The sequence below is a fragment of the Enterococcus sp. DIV1328a genome (genome assembly GCF_050536905.1).
GTDB classification, from domain to species: Bacteria; Bacillota; Bacilli; order Lactobacillales; family Enterococcaceae; genus Enterococcus; species Enterococcus faecalis.
Map to the genome: position 1 here is coordinate 243,390 of NZ_CP172912.1, position 16,646 is coordinate 260,035.

A 16,646-nucleotide genomic window follows, 5' to 3' on the forward strand; every position below is an offset into this window, starting at 1 on the left:
AGCTAAAATAGATAAGAAGAGAAAAGGAGGCGTTGATGTGGCACGGGAAGTAATTTTATTTATTGCAGCGAGTATTGATGGTTTCATTGCGGACAAAGCGGGCGGTGTTGCTTGGTTAGAAGAGAATATTCGTGGCGATGAAGAAGATCGTAGTTACGATGAAATGTATGAAAAAATAGACACTGTGGTAATGGGGCGGACTACTTATGATCAAGTGACACAAGAATTGTCCCCAGATGTGTATTTTTATGAAGACAAGCATTCTTATATCATTACCTCTCATCCAGAAACATCAACTGCTTCAAGAACTTTTACCAAGGAAGATCCCGTCACATTAATTCGTCGTCTCAAAGAAGAAGACGGCGCGGGAATTTGGATTGTTGGAGGCCCAAAAGTGGTTCAACCGCTTTTGGCAGCTGATTTAATTGATACCTTCATTTTGACGACAATACCACTGTTTCTGGGTGAGGGCATTGCTCTATACGAGACAATGGCTCAATCAATCCCAGTTCGTTTAAAACAGGTTTATCAAAAAAATGAGTTGGTTTATTCGATTTATCAACGTGAAAACAAAAATTAAAAAATAATTATTCGGTTGGGCAAGTTGCTTTCAAGGTTTTGAGTTTCTCATAGGGCGAGAGGAACAAAGCAACAGTTGTCTAGCCGTTTGTGTTGTTTTTGATTGACAAAGAAATGGTAGAGGAGAAAAAAATGAAACATCAGATCAAAAAAAGGTTGTATATTTCACCGGTTCAAACAATTGTCTTAGGCTTTTTTTTATTAATTGTTGTAGGCACAATCTTATTAATGATGCCTTTTTCTGCACAAGCTGGACAAAAAACGCAATGGATTGATGCTTTTTTCGTGGCAACTTCCGCCGTCTGTGTTACAGGGCTTTCGCCTTTGAATACGGCGGAGCATTGGAGTCCTATCGGGCAAGTTATTATTATGATTTTGATTGAATTAGGCGGCTTAGGCTTTTTAACCGTTGCCACGATTTTCTTTAGTTTGCTGCGGAAAAAAGCGTCACTAAGTGTACGGATGTTGTATCAAGAAGCTTTAAATGTTAGTGAAGTTTCCGGAGTTTTTCGTTTAATGAAATATATTATGAAGTTTGCGGCCATTATTCAATTACTTGGAGCCTTCTTGTTGTCCTTTCAATTTGTGCCAACATTTGGGTGGAAAAAAGGGTTGTTTTTTAGTTTCTTCCATGCCGTTTCGGCATTTTGTAATGCTGGCTTTGATTTGCTAGGGGATAGTATGGTTCCTTATCAAAATTCGCCTTATCTTTTACTAGTTATTAGCTTTTTAATTATAGCTGGTGGCTTAGGATTTATTGTGTGGCGCGATATTTTTGCAATGATTAAAGGCTATAAAAATAAAATTAAGCACCGTGTTAGTATTCATACTCGCCTTGCTTTAACGGTGACCGCCACCTTTTTAGTCTTAGGGACCGTTATTTTTTACATTTCAGAATATCGCCATTTTCCAGCTGACATGTCTTTTTGGCAGCGTCTTGTCAACAGTTGGTTCTTGTCGGTTACACCAAGAACGGCTGGCTTTTATTCGGTTGATTATTTGAAAATGAGTAATCCAGGCCTGATTGTCACGATTTTGTGGATGTTTATTGGTGGCACTTCAGGATCAACCGTTGGCGGCTTGAAAACCACTACGTTTGGTGTGTTATTTTTACAATTTCGTGCAATTTTTAAAGGGAAACAGCGAGTGGAATTCCATGAACGCACAATTCCTGAGCGAGTAGTGCTCCAAGCATTTACTTTGTTCTTCTTGGCAACTTTTTTATGTGTAACTGCTTCAGTTATTCTCTCGTTTACAGAAACATTACCTTTAAAAAACGGGATTGAGTATATCGTTTTTGAAGTGATTTCTGCATTTGGAACGGTCGGTTTAACAATGGGGTTAACACCAGATTTAACTGTTTTTGGTAAACTGGTGATTATTTTTCTAATGTTCATCGGTCGTGTGGGTGTGTACACGGTGTTATTGTCATTAATTAAGAAAGGCTTGGAAAGTCAGTCGAAAGTTCAATATCCAAAAGAATCAGTGATGATTGGTTAATAGAGAAAGAGGGAAATAGAATGGAATTTTTAGGTATTTTATGTTTGATTTTAATTACAACGACTTTAGCAGGTGTTGCTTGTAAAAGAGTAGGAATTCCTGCGGTAATTGGGCAATTGCTAGTAGGGATTGTGTTAGGTCCAGCGATGTTAAATATTGTGCATCAAGATGTGTTTGTGCATGACTTTTCAGAAATTGGTGTCATTATGCTGATGTTTATTGCTGGAATGGAATGTGAATTGGAATTATTGAAAAAATATGCGAAACCTAGTGTCATGGTCGCTATTTTGGGCATCGTTTTACCGGTTGGTTTTACTATGTTGATTGGTCAGCTGTTTGCTTTTTCTTGGAAAGAAGCTTTTTTCCTTGGGTTAGTTTTAGCAGCAACGTCGGTCAGCATTTCAGTAGAAGTATTAAGAGAGTTGAATGTTTTAAGTAGTAAAGAAGGTGCAACGATTCTTGGGGCTTCCGTCGTTGACGATATCGTGGTCGTGATTATTTTAAGTGTCGCTGTCGGCATGATTGGTGCAAGTACAGGCGGCAATACAGAAGTCAGCTTTATTGTTAAGTTAATTGAACAAGGCTTATTCTTTATTGGGATTTTCTTTTTGGTCCGCTTTATTGCTCCCTATTTACTACGTTTAAGTCAAAAAATGAACATTGGGTCGTCTGTTATTATCATGTCATTGATTATCTGTTTGGGCATGGCTTATTTGGCTGATTTAGTTGGTTTAAGTTCTGTCGTAGGTGCCTTTTTTGCAGGGATTGCTGTGGGACAAACGGATGCAAAAACAGAAATTGATTTCAATATTGAAGCTATTGGCTATGCCGTGTTTATTCCCGTCTTCTTTGCCAGCATTGGCTTATCAGTGACATTTAACACGTTAGGAAAAGATTTACCTTTTATTTTGGTAATGACGATTATGGCGATTTTAACGAAATTACTGGGCGGCGCCTGGGGAGCGAAAATGGTTGGTTTCTCCAATACAAGTTCTTTAATGGTCGGTGCTGGGATGGTTTCGCGTGGGGAAATGGCATTAATCATTGCGCAAATTGGCTACCAATCTAAATTACTTTCAGAAGCGTATTATACGAGCATGATTGTGGTAATTATCTTAACGACCTTAGTTGCACCGTTCTTATTGAAATACTTTGTTAAAAAACAAGAATCTGCGTTGCAATAAAAAAAGATGAGCAGAAGTTGTTGACAAAAAAATAAAATAGCTATATGATGAGTTCAAGATAAACGACTACGTTTGTAGTCAAAAACCTTGAACTCTTTTTTTATTGATGAAGGAGGAATTTAACGAGTATGGCAAAAGATAAATTAGCGACAATTACAGATGCAGAGTGGGAAGTCATGCGGGTTATTTGGACCCAAGGCAAGACCACGAGTCGTGAAGTGCATACACTTTTAAATGAGAAGAAAGAATGGAAATCAACGACCGTCAAGACGTTACTAAGTCGTTTAACAGATAAAGGGTTAGTTGGAACGGAGAAAGCAGGCAATAAATATATTTATTATCCGCTAGTAGAAGAACGTCGGAGCGTTGAAACGGTGGCAGACGAACTTTTAGCCAAGGTGTGCAGCCGTAAAGTTGGTTCCGTGGTAGAAACAATTTTAACAGAGAGTCAGTTGAGTTATGACGATTTGGATCGATTAGAGGAACTCTTGAAAGAGAAGCGCAAGACGGCGGTTGAATCCGTCCCTTGCAACTGTATTCCTGGTCAATGCCAATGTCATTTAATTTAAAAAGGAGTGAAAAAAATGGAAAGTAAAACGTTTGATATTGAAGGGATGAGCTGTGCTTCCTGTGCCCAAACGATTGAAAAGGCTACGGCGAAGTTACCTGGGATGGCAAAGGCAAGTGTCAATTTAGCTACGGAAAAATTAAGTGTCACGTATGATCAGACGGAAGTCACAGAAGAAGAAATTAAGGAAGCTGTGTCAGATGCTGGCTACAAGGCGATTAGCCCAGCCCAGCAACGAACGTTTGCGATTGAAGGAATGAGTTGTGCTTCCTGTGCCCAAACGATTGAAAAAGCTGTGAACCAATTATCTGGTGTTCAACAAGCGATTGTTAATTTAGCCACGGAAAAACTGGTGGTTAGTTATGACGACCATCAAGTAACGAGTGCTGAAATTATCAAAGCAGTTACGGATGCAGGTTATCAGGCGACAGAAGAAGTCGCTGCAGGTGCAACAGCGGACCAAGATCGTGAAAAGAAACAAAAACATATTGCTGAGATGTGGCAACGTTTTTGGATCTCAGCGGTGTTTACAGTGCCACTTCTTTATATTGCGATGGGACACATGGTAGGCTTACCATTGCCGGATTTGTTGAATCCAATGACACATGCGACGACCTTTGCAATGGTTCAATTGATTTTGACGTTACCCGTCCTATATGTCGGCAGAGAATTTTTCACAGTTGGTTTTAAAGCGTTATTTAAAGGGCATCCAAATATGTTTTCTTTGGTAGCTTTAGGAACCAGTGCTGCTTTTGTGTATAGTTTATATGGCACAGCCATGATATTTTTAGGAGACACAAGTTTTACAATGGCTCTTTATTATGAATCAGCGGGTGTTATTTTAACCTTAATTACATTAGGAAAATATTTCGAAGCTGTTTCAAAAGGGAAAACCTCAGATGCGATAAAAAAATTAATGGGTTTGGCGCCGAAAACTGCTCATATTTTACGTGATGGCGCAGAAATTGAAGTGCCAGTTGATGCTGTTCAGTTGGATGACATTGTGATTGTTCGCCCAGGAGATAAAATCCCTGTTGATGGAGTGATTGTTTCAGGCAGTAGTTCTGTGGATGAAGCCATGTTAACGGGCGAAAGTTTGCCTGTTGAAAAGAAAGTCGGTGATGCAGTAATTGGTGCTAGCATCAATAAAAATGGCAGCTTTCAATTCAAGGCAACAAAAGTGGGAAAAGAGACGGCCCTTGCCCAAATCATTCAATTAGTGGAAGATGCGCAAGGCTCAAAAGCACCGATTGCACAATTAGCTGATAAAATTTCGGGTGTTTTTGTCCCAATCGTTATTGGTTTGGCTGTTCTTTCTGGCTTGGCTTGGTTCTTTTTAGGACAAGAGTCATGGATTTTCGCTTTGACAATTACCATTTCTGTGTTAGTGATTGCTTGTCCTTGTGCGCTCGGCTTGGCAACGCCGACTGCGATTATGGTGGGGACAGGTAAGGGCGCTGAAAATGGCGTTTTAATTAAAAGTGGGGATGCTTTAGAAACCACTCACAAAATTCAAACAATCGTGTTTGATAAAACAGGAACTATTACAGAAGGCAAACCGGTGGTTACAGATATTTTAGTTGCTGATTCAGCACTTTCAGAAGCTGAGTTACTAACATTAGTAGCTTCTGCAGAACAAGGATCAGAACATCCTCTAGGTGAAGCAATTGTGGGAGCGGCTAAAGAACGTCAATTGCCATTAGTAGAAGGAAGCGATTTTTCAGCGATTCCAGGTCACGGCATCCGTGTGACAATCAACGAACGAGTCCTACTTTTGGGCAATATAAAATTAATGAAAGAAGAAGCCATTGAGCTATCAACGTTTGTTCAACAAGCGGATCGTTTGGCAGAAGAAGGGAAAACCCCAATGTTTGTGGCAAAAGATGGTTCGTTTGCGGGTATCATTGCGGTAGCAGATACTGTGAAGGATAGCAGTCAAACAGCCATTGCACGTTTGCATAAAATGGGGATCGAAGCCGTGATGATTACGGGAGACAACAAGCGTACTGCCGAGGCGATTGCAAAACAAGTAGGTATCGATCGTGTCTTAAGTGAAGTTTTACCAGAAGATAAAGCGTTAGAAGTGAAAAAACTACAAGCAGAAGGCAAAAAAGTAGCGATGGTGGGTGACGGTATTAATGATGCACCAGCACTTGCCCAAGCAGATGTGGGGATTGCTATTGGTTCAGGCACAGATGTTGCAATGGAATCGGCCGACATTGTGCTAATGCGTAGTGATTTAATGGATGTGCCTACAGCAGTTGAATTAAGTAAAGCGACCATCAAAAACATCAAAGAAAATCTTTTCTGGGCATTTGCCTATAATACATTAGGTATTCCAGTGGCTATGGGTGTGTTACACTTATTTGGTGGACCTTTGTTAAGTCCGATGATTGCAGCAGCAGCTATGAGTTTTAGTTCAGTCTCTGTCTTACTAAACGCCTTACGCTTAAAAGGATTTAAACCTTCGACGGTGAAAAGAACTAGTGGAAGTCAAAAATAAAATTGAAAAGGATGAAGTGAAATGGAAAAAACAGTAAAAATTGATGGGATGAAATGTGATGGCTGTGTTCAAGCGGTCACTGAAAAATTTAGTGGAATTGACGGCGTAACGAATGTTGAGGTTCACTTGGCAGATCAAACAGCCGTTGTGACAGCAGATCGTGAAGTAAGCCAAGATGAACTGAATACCACGTTGGCAGATACAAAATTCAAGGTTGTCAGCGAATAACAAAAAACAGGGCCTACCATCATGAGTAGGCCCTGTTTTTTTGTTATGGAAGTTTGGCTTTGATTTCCTGATAAATCTTAGTCGTTTCTTGACCATCACGCGCAGTATAATAATAAACTTTTTCCCGCGTTTCTATTTTCAGAATCGGATGACTTTTTGTATAAATTAGTAAATAAGCAGGTTTTCCAGCGACTTTAAATTCTCCTGTTAAGTAACTATCTGTCGCAGCACCCATTGTGCGGATGCGTTCTTGAGGTAAGTCATCAATCAAAGAAACAACAGTGATTTGGTTAAAAGGAATTGACCTTGTTTTTGCTAATGGGGCAGATAACTCAATTTGTTTATTTTCAATAGTTGCTTGAAAGGCATGACTAGAAAAATCATTTATAAACATCGGCACTGTGGCAAAGAACAGCACCGCAATCGTTAAAATACCAGTAGCGGCTAGAATAATTTTCCCAGCAGGCCGTCCTAGGTTAATAGATAAATTCATACCAATGCGATCAGGAACCATGATTTTGGGGTCCTTTGGATTGATATAAATCCCATACCGCCAATATTGATCATCATCCCCATAGCGATAATCGCCAGCCTGTAAAACGAATTGATCTTGTTTTTTGCGCATTGAAAATAGGTAGTAGAAGAGAAAGCCTACATAAACAAACAAAAGAATAAAATAACAAAAAGTAAGGGCCATCGCAACCGTATAATCAATTACAATTGTGAAAGTTGGTAAAATGGTTAGCGGTGCAAAAACTAAGGCGGATAAAACCATTAAAACAGACCAATGATGCCGAAATAAATCATTGATTTGCTGATTAATTTTTGAGTCACTAGTTAGCGGTTTGACAGGTAAGCGCGCAATAAAATAATAGCCGCCAATGAACAAACTTAACATCAAAACAGTAATTAAGAAAAGAATCCAGGAACCAATCGCCGTTTGCAAGGAATAAAAGCCCCCAGCAAAAGTAAGAATAATTGCAGGTAAAAACCACCAAAATGAAATAAGTTTCTGGTTTTTATTTAAAACTAATTGCGTATCGATTAAGAGAGGACGTTTAGGCAACAACCAGCCGTTTTGCATTTTTAAAGCGGCCATTTTGCGAATATAAACGATTTGCAGATAGTAGCCACTGCCAATAAAACTAAATAAAAGTAACAGAAAAAGGAACAATAAAATCGAATCATAAGGAATAAATAACAAAGGCAAACTAAGAACACTAAAAACGGCTGCTAGTTGAACCAAGCGTTTTTTATAACGTTTTCGGATTGCTTGAACGCTGGGATCTTGTAGTTTATCTTCTGGTAAAGTGTTTTCCAAAATAATATTTTTGTGAGGATTTGCATAAATCCCCATAGTAAATGCCATAAAAAAAGCGACAGAAACTAGGATGAAATAAAAGAATACCGCCATTATAATGCACGCCCTTTCGAATCAAAATTTTGATAAATTTTCTGAATAAGTGCTTGGATTTCTGCTTCGGATTGCTGATGTAAAAAACTTTCAGCCAACAGAAGTTCTAAACGCTCATGCAATTGCTGTTGCCAAACAGCGGTAGCAGGTAACTTTGCGGCAATTTTGGTGCCGTTACGACGGTCAGTCACAATATAACCTGATTGCTTTAACTTATTATAAGCTTTTGAAACAGTCATCATATTGACCCCGATTTCGTCCGCCAATTGTCGGATAGAAGGCAAACTTTCATTAGGAACCAGTTCACCTTTGGCAATGCCTACAATGATTTGATCAATGAGTTGCTGATAGATGGGCTGTTCGCTTTGTTCATCTATTTCTAAAAGCATCGAATCACTCCTGTCTTATTTGTGCTATCTGTATTATATATACTAATACAAAAAGAGTTGGAAAGCAAGGAATTTAGAGTAAATGGTTGTTTCTGTTTAAAGAGAAGCATATAATGAAGAAGAACGTAAAATGAAAGGACGATGAAAATATGACAGCAATTGAACCAAAATTAACAGAGAAATTCCATCAAGATTTCTTGAACAATAATAAACAAAATGCCTTACAACGTAGTGTAGTAAAAAATGGTATCAGCGCTTCAGGTGAATCTGTACAAGGAGCCGTGAATAACGTACCCGTCTTTTCAGTCGACTTAGCTACTGGAAAAGTGGCCAATCAAAAACAAAGCGGTCGCTGCTGGATGTTTGCGGCATTAAATACATTTAGACATAGAATGTTAAATGCGTTTCAATTAAAAGATTTTGAATTATCACAAAACTATACATTTTTCTGGGATAAATATGAAAAATCAAACTATTTCTATGAAAATATTATTGCAACAGCCGATCAACCGTTGACTAGTCGTAAAGTGGCCTTTTTATTAGCTACACCACAACAAGATGGTGGGCAATGGGATATGATCGTTTCAATTTTTGATAAATATGGCGTAGTGCCTAAAACGGCAATGCCTGAAAGCAGCAACAGCTCCAATTCACGTGATTTAAACAACTATTTAAATAAAAAATTACGCAAAGATGCAACAATTTTACGTAGTTTAATTGAAAAAGGCGCTTCTGCTGAAGAAGTCCAAAAAAACAAAGAAGCAATGTTACAAGAAATTTATAATTTCTTAGCAATCTCTTTAGGAACACCGCCAGAAACCTTTGATTTTGAATACCGTGACGAAGAAAAAAATTATCATTTGGATCAAAATCTAACACCGCAAACATTCTTTGAAAAATACGTTGGCGTTAATTTACATGATTATGTAAGTATTATTAATGCTCCTACAGAAGATAAACCATTCAACAAAACATACACTGTTGAAATGTTAGGGAATGTTGTCGGCGGCAAAGAAGTTAAATATTTAAATGTAGAAATGGCTGCTTTCAAAAAATTAGCTGCTGCACAATTGGAAAAAGGCGAATCTGTTTGGTTTGGTTGTGATGTCGGACAATCTTCAACACGTGACACAGGAATTATGGCATTAGACGTTTACGATATGAACGATCTTTTTGATATTGATTTTACGATGACTAAAGCAGAACGTTTAGACTTTGGTGAAAGCTTAATGACACACGCCATGGTTTTAACAGGTGTTGATATCGTTGATGGTCAAACAACAAAATGGAAAGTGGAAAATAGCTGGGGCGAAAAAGTCGGTGAAAATGGCTTCTTCGTTATGAGCGATGCGTGGATGGACGAATACACTTATCAAATCGTTGTGCACAAAGATTTATTAACTGATGAACAGAAAAAAGCTTGGGAACAAGCGCCAACTGTTTTGGCACCTTGGGATCCAATGGGAGCATTAGCATAAAACAGAAAAAGAAGGCCCCGCCGTCATGGCGGGGCCTTCTTTTTACGTTGGGCGGCGAACTTCACGGATTTCGCCCAATGTTGTATAATCATTGCCTGCTAAACGAGCAATCGGTTGGAGTTTTTCAGGTAAAATGTACTGATGTTCTTCATCGAAAACGGCTGAATCAAAATAGAAATCGGTAATTTCTACAATGAATAAATCCGTAATAATTTGACCTTCATGGTTAGCAATAGGTACATATTGATGTAAGCGAGCTTCCATCCGAATCGGCGCGGCTTTGATTGCTGGAACAGCAACAGTCTGGCTGGCAATGGTTTCAATACCGAATGTGTCAATTTCACTGATCTCTGCTGCTAAAGGTGCCGAAGTCTGATTCATTTGAGTAAGAACGTCTTCGTTAACGAAATGGATGACAAGTTCTTTAGTAGCCAAGATGTTTCGTGCCGTATCTTTAGGCTCTTTGTCTGGTCGTAAAATGGACAACGTTGCTAAAGGAATTTCAGCTGCCGCCGCATTAAAGAAACTAAAGGGAGCAGCGTTGACGACACCTGTAGCTGTATCTTGTGTTGTAACCCAAGCGATTGGCCGAGGAATAATACTTCCTGATAAAAATTTATACGCTGTTTTTGCAGATAACTCGTTACTATTGTAATGAATCATAGGAGCCTCCTAGAAAAAATACTAATTTCTTTGAACATTCGCATCTGAAGTATCGAAAGGACGCACAAATTCTTCAATCCCTGCCCGTTTTGGTTCTAAAAATGGCGGTAATGATAATTTTTCACCAGCGTGTTCATAGGTTTCATCCTCTAAAAATCCAGGACCATCGGTTGCCAGTTCAAATAAAACATGTGTTGCTGCCAAGAAATATTCAGATTTAAAGTAAAAACGTTCCACAAAGCCAGAATTAGGAAATTCCAAACGATTAATTTTTTCAATCCAGAAACGTAGTGCTTCCTCATCGGCAACGCGCAAGGCTAAGTGATGGACATTGCCGTAGCCTTCTTGGGCCGCTGGCAAATCTTCTCGATGCTCTACGATAATGCTGGCACCATTCCCACCTTCGCCAACTTCAAATAAATGGAAACTACCTTCAGCATCAATCAATTTGAACCCTAAAACTTCAGTTAAAACTAGTTGCAGATGTTCGTAATTTTCGACAGTTACAAAGGCTGGACCTAAGCCGATTAAAGCATGTTCACTAGGAACGTTAGATTTTTTCCAAGGCGTGCCAGCTGCAACACCTTGGTTCTTTTCATCAGAAATAAGTTGGTAACGTTGATTGTCAAAATCTTCAAATTCTAAATACTTTTTGCCAAAACGTTCTTGAATTTCTCCATGATCAATTGCATATTCATTAAAGCGTGATACCCAGTAATCCAAAGCAGCATCATCTTTTACACGGAAGGAAGTACGAGAAATTGTATTGGTTCCTTTGGTTCCTTTAGGTAAGCCTGGAAAGTCAAAGAAAGTCATATCTGTTCCGGGAGAGCCGGCATCATCAGCAAAAAATAAATGATATGTTTCAATATCGTCTTGGTTGACAGTCTTCTTAATTAAACGTAGACCTAAAATATCGGTGAAAAAGTGATAAATTTTTTCAGCACTTGAAGTCATGGCAGTGACGTGGTGTAAACCTAAAATTTGTGTATTCATAATAAAAATCCTCCTAAAAGAAAAATAATTTTTTGATTAATCAACTTACTAAAAGTAAGTTTAAATGATTAGTCCTAAAAATGCAAAAGAAATGTCTCGAATTCGAACTATTATTTTTTAGTTGATTTTTTAAAAAAATAAGAATATAATAGCCTGAGATATTTTAATACATAAACTTTCGTAAACATCGCCGGATGCTTGCGACTAAAGTGTTAATGAACAGTTCTTAGGCCATAGCTGAACTGTTTGTTGGCACTTTTTTTGTTTGGAAGGGAAGGAAAACAAGATGAGTAAAGCTTGGTTAAAAGTTATTTTTGGCGCTTTTTGTGAAGTGATTTGGGTCATTGGCATGAAGCATAGTACAACATGGTGGGAGATTTTAGGGACAGTAATCGCAATCTTTATCAGTTTTTATGCGCTGATTAAAGCAGGAGAGGAATTGCCAGTGGGCACAGCCTATGCTGTATTTGTCGGCTTAGGTAGTGCTGGAACTATTGTAACAGATCATTTTTTATTCCACACACCATTGGGCATAGGAAAAGTTCTTTTTCTGTTGCTGTTATTAATAGGTGTGATTGGCTTAAAAATGGTAACTGGAAATAAAGAGGAGGAAACAAGATGAGTTGGTTATACTTAGTTATTGCAGGCTGTTTTGAAATCTTTGGCGTAGGTTCAATTAAATTATTTACAACAAAAAAAGACTTACGTTCATTGTTAATTTTAATTCTAGCGTTTAGTGGTAGTTTCTTATTTTTATATTTAGGGATGAGACAATTACCGATGGGCGTTTCTTATGCAGTTTGGACAGGAATTGGTACAGCAGGAGGCGCTATTTTAGGAATGCTCTTAGGTGAATCAAAAGACCTACGACGGATATTTTTTATTTTTTTAATCATTGTTTCTGTGATTGGTTTAAAATTAATTGGTTAGAAAGCAAGAGAACATTGTTTGGATTATTGAAAGACAGGTGAGTAAAATTTAAAAAGAGACAGAACCAAATGCGGTGTTCTGTCTCAAAATAGCTTTTATTTTACGAGGTTACTATAACGTGTCGCAAATTCATTGTTGTAGGACTTGCCGTTGACATCTTGACCAACGTCCCAATTTGCAGACCAAGTCATTAAGCCACGGATAGGATTACCGTCTTTTGCTAACTGATCAAAAGTTTTGGCTACAGGGGTAGCCTCAACGACATAGCCGCTACCAGCAGCATCCCGATTTGCTGGTAAACCAAGGACTAATTTATCGTTTGGTATCTGTAGATAGCCGCGCGTGCCATGGATTAATGAATCAGACATATAATAGAGGAACTCGTATTTTAGAGCATCGTTGCTTTGAGCAACCCAAGTCATAATTTCATCAACCCAGACACCGTCGCCGCCTTGGTTATATAATTGTGGGGCAATGTAATCATAATAACCATTTAGGGAAGTAATGTATGTTTCATAAGCGGCACCAGGTTTTAAATAAGGGAATTCTGGCGCCATCGTAATGATGAAATTTTTTCCTTGTGCTCGATAATGGTCTTTGACTATTTTCAATGCAGCAGGAATGACGGTTTGGTTGTCGCCAGCAGTAATCGCCAATTGCTCTAAGTCGATGTCTAAACCATCAAAGCCGTATGTTTCCACTTGACGAATGATTTCATTCGCAAAGGCTTGTTCATCGCCTTTGACTAATTGAATATGTGCATCTGCTCCACCAAGTGCCAATAAAACTGCGCGACCTTGACTATTTAATTGTGCGACTTCTTGTCGGAAGGCAGTGTCCGTTTGGTTATAAGGCTTGAACGTAGGAATCCGTATCGTGCCATCGCTTTTCATGAAGGAAACCGGTACGACATTGTAGGCTTGATTTACTTCTGAAAGGTTCAGTGATGCTGATGTTCCTTGTTTGTAACCATCGCGTCCTTTTGAGGCCCAGTTATGCCAATATCCAACCAACACTTTTTTGCCAGAGATATCTACCATCGTATCCGCAGCATCTGCAGAAGCTTGAGTAGGCGTTAACCACAAGCCAACTGTAACGGTTGAAAGAAGCAGAAAAGCAGGAATTATTTTTTTTAGCTTCATTTTTTGAGAACTCCTTTAATTTAGTTTAAGATGTGAGTGTTTTTACTGAATGTTCACATCAATCGCTTGGTAAAAGGCGTTCACCGTATCACCAATGCCCCAAACAGCGTAAATGACATGATAACCTTTGCGGTCTGTCGGAATATTAATTGTTTGTTTAACAACTTTATTAGGAACTTCTTGTTTGCCGTCGATTGAAGCAATTTTGTCGAAGTTTTTAATGTCTAATGGTTGATTGGGATTCCAGCCATTTTTAGTAATATAGTAATCCCAAGAAGCAGTTCTATGTTGGGCAGTTAAGTTCCAAGTGATGTCAAGGGGACCTGTGGTAATGTTTGTTTTGTGCCAACGAGTAGCTGTTTGTTCATCCAAAGGTTCAAAACCTGAGACACCTGCACTGGCTAATTTACCAGTAATAAACGTATTTTTGGGCGCTTCGATACTTTGAGGTTCCCATTGTGCACGACCAACATTTGTATTTAAGTTACCACCAGCAGAACTACCAAAGAAAGCACGACTTCCAGGACTTGCTACGTAACCATGAGCCTCCGAAACAGTAGGGGCCAATGCAGCGCCACCTAAAACAAAACTAAAAGCCAGGACGATTGTTAATAAACTCTTTTTCACGAAAAAAACCTCCTAAAAAATTATTTTGTATGCGCTTACAGATAGGAATATAACATAATAATCTTTTGGATACAAATAATAAGAAATGTTATTTTTAAAAATAAAACAATATTTTTTAAGTAATATTAAGAATGTTTTTAAATAATATAAATAATAGTGTTTTTCAAAGTTTTGTTAATTTTTCATTCGGAATCGCAATTGAAGAAATCACGTGGTATACTTTTAAGAAGAAACAATGACACGAAAGTAGCCATTGGAAAAAGGAGATTATTTCGTGGGAAAAAAACATACATCCTCTTATGAAGTTGCCTACTATGACGGCGATTTTACTGGTGCAATGAAGATACCGGCTTTGTTAGCGGTTGTCATTAAAGTATCAGAAGAACAAACAGAATTACTAGGAAGAGATGCGGCTTATGTCGCCCAATTTGGCCTAGGCTGGGTCATCACCAACTATGAAATAGAGATTCACCGCTTACCAAAAGTTGGTGAAAAAGTAGCAATTACAACGCAAGCTATGAGTTATAACAAATATTTTTGTTATCGTAACTTTTGGGTTCATGATGAAGAAGGCAATGAATGTGTCTTTGTGAAATCAACCTTTGTCTTAATGGATCAAAAAAATCGGAAAATCAGTAGTGTGTTACCAGAAATTATTGCACCTTTTGATTCTGAAAAAATCACTAAAATTTATCGCCATGAAAAAATTGAAAAAGTCACAGAGGGGAACTTTTTACCTTATCGTGTGCGTTTTTTTGATATTGATGGCAATCAACACGTTAATAATGCGATTTACTTTAATTGGTTATTGGATGTGTTAGGGTATGACTTTTTAACAACGCATCAACCGAAAAAAATTCTTGTGAAATTTGATAAAGAAGTAGAATATGGCCAAGAAGTCGAAAGTCATTACGAAATTGTCGAACAAGAAAATCAGTTGAAAACACGCCATGAGATTCGGATTGATGGTCAAACCTATTGTGAAGCGAATATCGATTGGACAAATTAAGTTAAGATGACGATTTAGAAAATAAAAAGGTACGCAGAGGAGGGAGGACATGATTCGCTTAGGATTAACATCTTTTAGTGAACACGACTATTTAACTGGAAAAAAACGGGCCACGCTTTATGAATATGCCAGTCATTTACCGCTAGTTGAAATGGACACGGCGTATTACGGGATTCCTCCCAAAGAACGAGTAACTGAATGGGTCAAAGCAGTTCCCGAAAACTTTCGCTTTGTCATGAAAGTTTATAGTGGAATCAGTTGTCAAGGTGAGTGGCAGACCTATTATGCAAGTGAAGAAGAAATGATCACCTCCTTTTTAGAAAGTATGGCCCCATTAATTGAAAGTAAAAAATTATTTGCCTTTCTGGTACAATTTTCAGGAACATTTGGTTGTACGAAAGAAAATGTCGCTTACTTGCAAAAAATTCGTCACTGGTTTAAAGACCTACCCATCGCCATTGAATTACGAAATAATTCATGGTATCAACCAAACTTTGTAAAACAAATGTTGCAATTTATGAAAGAAAATCAATTTTCACTTGTGATTGTAGATGAACCGCAGATTCCTACGAATCCAGTGCCCTTTTATCCGTATGTAACGAATCCTAATCTCGTGCTCTTCCGGTTTCACGGACGTAATGCGGCTGGCTGGTTAGCCAATGATGCAGAGTGGCGAAAAAAAAGAACCCTTTATCATTATAATACGCAGGAAATCGCTGATTTAAGCGAAGCTGTTTTAAAAATGTCGCAAGAAGCTAAAGAAGTGGGCGTAATTTTTAATAATAATTCTGGCGGCGATGCCGCAGAAAACGCTCTACAGATGCAAAAAGTCTTGAATTTGAGTTACGATGATTTGAATCCAAAACAATTAGATTTATTTTGAGAAAGAAGGTAGCTGAATGTCTGAAAAGCAATCCCCTTATGAAATGGCTTGTGCCTTCCACGAGGTTTTTAATCCACAACAACCAGAGCAACCAACTGCTTTTTCGCCAGAGTTAGCCAGTCGACGAGCAGAGTTTAAAGTCGAAGAACTTGTGGAATTTTTATATAGTGCTGCTGATAATGACCAAGTACTTTTTCAACAATTGGTCAACGGATTAAAAAAATCTGTCGATAAAGCAGAGCAGAAAGTCTTGGCGAAAGGCAAACCAGTATCTGATCCTTTAGTGGAGGAAGTGGATGCACTAGTTGATTTATTGTATTTTACTTATGGTTCGTTTTGCTTAATGGGCGTCAATCCAACAAAAATTATTGAAATCGTTCATCAAGCCAATATGGGGAAATTATTTCCAGATGGGCAGCCACATTATGATCCGGAAACAAATAAAGTATTAAAACCTGAAAATTGGGAACAAGATTTTGCGCCAGAAGCTAAAATTAAAGCGGAAATTCAACGCCAATTGAAAATTACTGAGACCAATGAAAAAGACGAATGA

The 16,646-nt window shown here is 38.2% G+C and carries 18 protein-coding genes; 12 read left to right on the forward strand and 6 right to left on the reverse strand.

The window, feature by feature from the left end; translation table 11 throughout:
• Positions 1-37 precede the first annotated feature (37 nt).
• From IGL93_RS01315 to IGL93_RS01340, 6 genes are all read left to right on the forward strand, one after another.
• Positions 38-580 carry a dihydrofolate reductase family protein gene (locus tag IGL93_RS01315; protein ID WP_010713603.1) on the forward strand — a complete coding sequence of 181 codons (543 nt, stop codon included), beginning with the start codon at positions 38-40 and terminating at the stop codon, positions 578-580.
• Between the two features lie 131 nt (positions 581-711).
• The gene (locus tag IGL93_RS01320) at positions 712-2,079 is read left to right on the forward strand and encodes a TrkH family potassium uptake protein (RefSeq protein ID WP_430600018.1); all 1,368 of its coding nucleotides are present in this window, start codon (positions 712-714) and stop codon (positions 2,077-2,079) included.
• A 20-nt stretch (positions 2,080-2,099) separates the two neighbouring features.
• Positions 2,100-3,263: a cation:proton antiporter gene (locus tag IGL93_RS01325; RefSeq protein ID WP_002355211.1), complete on the forward strand. Its 1,164-nt coding sequence runs from the start codon at positions 2,100-2,102 to the stop codon at positions 3,261-3,263.
• A 128-nt stretch (positions 3,264-3,391) separates the two neighbouring features.
• Positions 3,392-3,832, forward strand: coding sequence for a CopY/TcrY family copper transport repressor (locus IGL93_RS01330; protein WP_002358353.1), 441 nt, complete (start codon positions 3,392-3,394; stop codon positions 3,830-3,832).
• Between the two features lie 15 nt (positions 3,833-3,847).
• Positions 3,848-6,334 (forward strand): heavy metal translocating P-type ATPase, encoded by a 2,487-nt coding sequence (locus tag IGL93_RS01335; protein ID WP_430600019.1) that lies wholly within the window; start codon positions 3,848-3,850, stop codon positions 6,332-6,334.
• Positions 6,335-6,355: 21 nt separating this feature from the next.
• Positions 6,356-6,562 (forward strand): heavy-metal-associated domain-containing protein, encoded by a 207-nt coding sequence (locus IGL93_RS01340; RefSeq protein ID WP_010775519.1) that lies wholly within the window; start codon positions 6,356-6,358, stop codon positions 6,560-6,562.
• Between the two features lie 43 nt (positions 6,563-6,605).
• On the opposite strand, the gene IGL93_RS01345 is transcribed toward IGL93_RS01340, so the two are convergent.
• Positions 6,606-7,976 carry a DUF5808 domain-containing protein gene (locus IGL93_RS01345; RefSeq protein ID WP_002366064.1) on the reverse strand — a complete coding sequence of 457 codons (1,371 nt, stop codon included), beginning with the start codon at positions 7,974-7,976 and terminating at the stop codon, positions 6,606-6,608.
• The gene (locus IGL93_RS01350; protein ID WP_002358356.1) at positions 7,976-8,365 is read right to left on the reverse strand and encodes a GntR family transcriptional regulator; all 390 of its coding nucleotides are present in this window, start codon (positions 8,363-8,365) and stop codon (positions 7,976-7,978) included. Before IGL93_RS01350 ends, IGL93_RS01345 begins: the two co-directional genes overlap by 1 nt.
• Positions 8,366-8,514: 149 nt before the next feature.
• Between IGL93_RS01350 and IGL93_RS01355 the strand changes: the two genes are divergently transcribed.
• Positions 8,515-9,843, forward strand: coding sequence for an aminopeptidase C (locus tag IGL93_RS01355; RefSeq protein WP_002364984.1), 1,329 nt, complete (start codon positions 8,515-8,517; stop codon positions 9,841-9,843).
• 42 nt (positions 9,844-9,885) lie between these two features.
• Here IGL93_RS01355 and IGL93_RS01360 read toward each other — a convergent pair whose 3' ends face one another.
• Both IGL93_RS01360 and IGL93_RS01365 read right to left on the reverse strand, forming a co-directional pair.
• Positions 9,886-10,506, reverse strand: a complete 621-nt coding sequence (locus IGL93_RS01360; RefSeq protein ID WP_002395578.1) for a flavin reductase family protein — start codon at positions 10,504-10,506, stop codon at positions 9,886-9,888.
• A gap of 21 nt (positions 10,507-10,527) precedes the next feature.
• Complete coding sequence (locus tag IGL93_RS01365; RefSeq protein WP_002355221.1) at positions 10,528-11,502, reverse strand: ring-cleaving dioxygenase; 975 nt, start codon at positions 11,500-11,502, stop codon at positions 10,528-10,530.
• Between the two features lie 265 nt (positions 11,503-11,767).
• Here IGL93_RS01365 and IGL93_RS01370 point away from each other — a divergent pair, with 265 nt between their 5' ends.
• Both IGL93_RS01370 and IGL93_RS01375 read left to right on the forward strand, forming a co-directional pair.
• Positions 11,768-12,124 (forward strand): DMT family transporter, encoded by a 357-nt coding sequence (locus IGL93_RS01370; RefSeq protein ID WP_002386054.1) that lies wholly within the window; start codon positions 11,768-11,770, stop codon positions 12,122-12,124.
• Positions 12,121-12,432 carry a DMT family transporter gene (locus IGL93_RS01375; protein WP_002355223.1) on the forward strand — a complete coding sequence of 104 codons (312 nt, stop codon included), beginning with the start codon at positions 12,121-12,123 and terminating at the stop codon, positions 12,430-12,432. The genes IGL93_RS01370 and IGL93_RS01375 overlap by 4 nt, the downstream gene beginning before the upstream one ends.
• 95 nt (positions 12,433-12,527) lie before the next feature.
• Here IGL93_RS01375 and IGL93_RS01380 read toward each other — a convergent pair whose 3' ends face one another.
• Positions 12,528-13,574 carry a chitinase gene (locus IGL93_RS01380; protein ID WP_010713600.1) on the reverse strand — a complete coding sequence of 349 codons (1,047 nt, stop codon included), beginning with the start codon at positions 13,572-13,574 and terminating at the stop codon, positions 12,528-12,530.
• A 42-nt stretch (positions 13,575-13,616) separates the two neighbouring features.
• Positions 13,617-14,201, reverse strand: a complete 585-nt coding sequence (locus IGL93_RS01385) for a lytic polysaccharide monooxygenase (RefSeq protein WP_002355225.1) — start codon at positions 14,199-14,201, stop codon at positions 13,617-13,619.
• A 274-nt stretch (positions 14,202-14,475) separates the two neighbouring features.
• Between IGL93_RS01385 and IGL93_RS01390 the strand changes: the two genes are divergently transcribed.
• Genes IGL93_RS01390 through IGL93_RS01400 form a run of 3 tightly spaced genes read left to right on the forward strand, consistent with a single transcriptional unit; the run spans position 14,476 to position 16,646 of the window.
• Positions 14,476-15,210, forward strand: a complete 735-nt coding sequence (locus IGL93_RS01390) for an acyl-ACP thioesterase domain-containing protein (protein WP_002355227.1) — start codon at positions 14,476-14,478, stop codon at positions 15,208-15,210.
• 49 nt (positions 15,211-15,259) lie between these two features.
• The gene (locus IGL93_RS01395) at positions 15,260-16,093 is read left to right on the forward strand and encodes a DUF72 domain-containing protein (RefSeq protein WP_010775521.1); all 834 of its coding nucleotides are present in this window, start codon (positions 15,260-15,262) and stop codon (positions 16,091-16,093) included.
• Positions 16,094-16,109: 16 nt separating this feature from the next.
• Positions 16,110-16,646, forward strand: coding sequence for a haloacid dehalogenase (locus IGL93_RS01400; protein ID WP_002355230.1), 537 nt, complete (start codon positions 16,110-16,112; stop codon positions 16,644-16,646).

What these genes read in the sequence shown, in the direction of transcription:
- IGL93_RS01320 (WP_430600018.1), top strand. Translation starts at nt 712, where the DNA reads ATGAAACATCAGATCAAAAAAAGGTTGTATATTTCACCGGTTCAAACA.
- IGL93_RS01325 (WP_002355211.1), top strand. Translation starts at nt 2,100, where the DNA reads ATGGAATTTTTAGGTATTTTATGTTTGATTTTAATTACAACGACTTTA.
- IGL93_RS01330 (WP_002358353.1), top strand. Translation starts at nt 3,392, where the DNA reads ATGGCAAAAGATAAATTAGCGACAATTACAGATGCAGAGTGGGAAGTC.
- IGL93_RS01335 (WP_430600019.1), top strand. Translation starts at nt 3,848, where the DNA reads ATGGAAAGTAAAACGTTTGATATTGAAGGGATGAGCTGTGCTTCCTGT.
- IGL93_RS01340 (WP_010775519.1), top strand. Translation starts at nt 6,356, where the DNA reads ATGGAAAAAACAGTAAAAATTGATGGGATGAAATGTGATGGCTGTGTT.
- IGL93_RS01345 (WP_002366064.1), bottom strand. Translation starts at nt 7,976, where the DNA reads ATGGCGGTATTCTTTTATTTCATCCTAGTTTCTGTCGCTTTTTTTATG.
- IGL93_RS01350 (WP_002358356.1), bottom strand. Translation starts at nt 8,365, where the DNA reads ATGCTTTTAGAAATAGATGAACAAAGCGAACAGCCCATCTATCAGCAA.
- IGL93_RS01355 (WP_002364984.1), top strand. Translation starts at nt 8,515, where the DNA reads ATGACAGCAATTGAACCAAAATTAACAGAGAAATTCCATCAAGATTTC.
- IGL93_RS01360 (WP_002395578.1), bottom strand. Translation starts at nt 10,506, where the DNA reads ATGATTCATTACAATAGTAACGAGTTATCTGCAAAAACAGCGTATAAA.
- IGL93_RS01365 (WP_002355221.1), bottom strand. Translation starts at nt 11,502, where the DNA reads ATGAATACACAAATTTTAGGTTTACACCACGTCACTGCCATGACTTCA.
- IGL93_RS01375 (WP_002355223.1), top strand. Translation starts at nt 12,121, where the DNA reads ATGAGTTGGTTATACTTAGTTATTGCAGGCTGTTTTGAAATCTTTGGC.
- IGL93_RS01380 (WP_010713600.1), bottom strand. Translation starts at nt 13,574, where the DNA reads ATGAAGCTAAAAAAAATAATTCCTGCTTTTCTGCTTCTTTCAACCGTT.
- IGL93_RS01395 (WP_010775521.1), top strand. Translation starts at nt 15,260, where the DNA reads ATGATTCGCTTAGGATTAACATCTTTTAGTGAACACGACTATTTAACT.
- IGL93_RS01400 (WP_002355230.1), top strand. Translation starts at nt 16,110, where the DNA reads ATGTCTGAAAAGCAATCCCCTTATGAAATGGCTTGTGCCTTCCACGAG.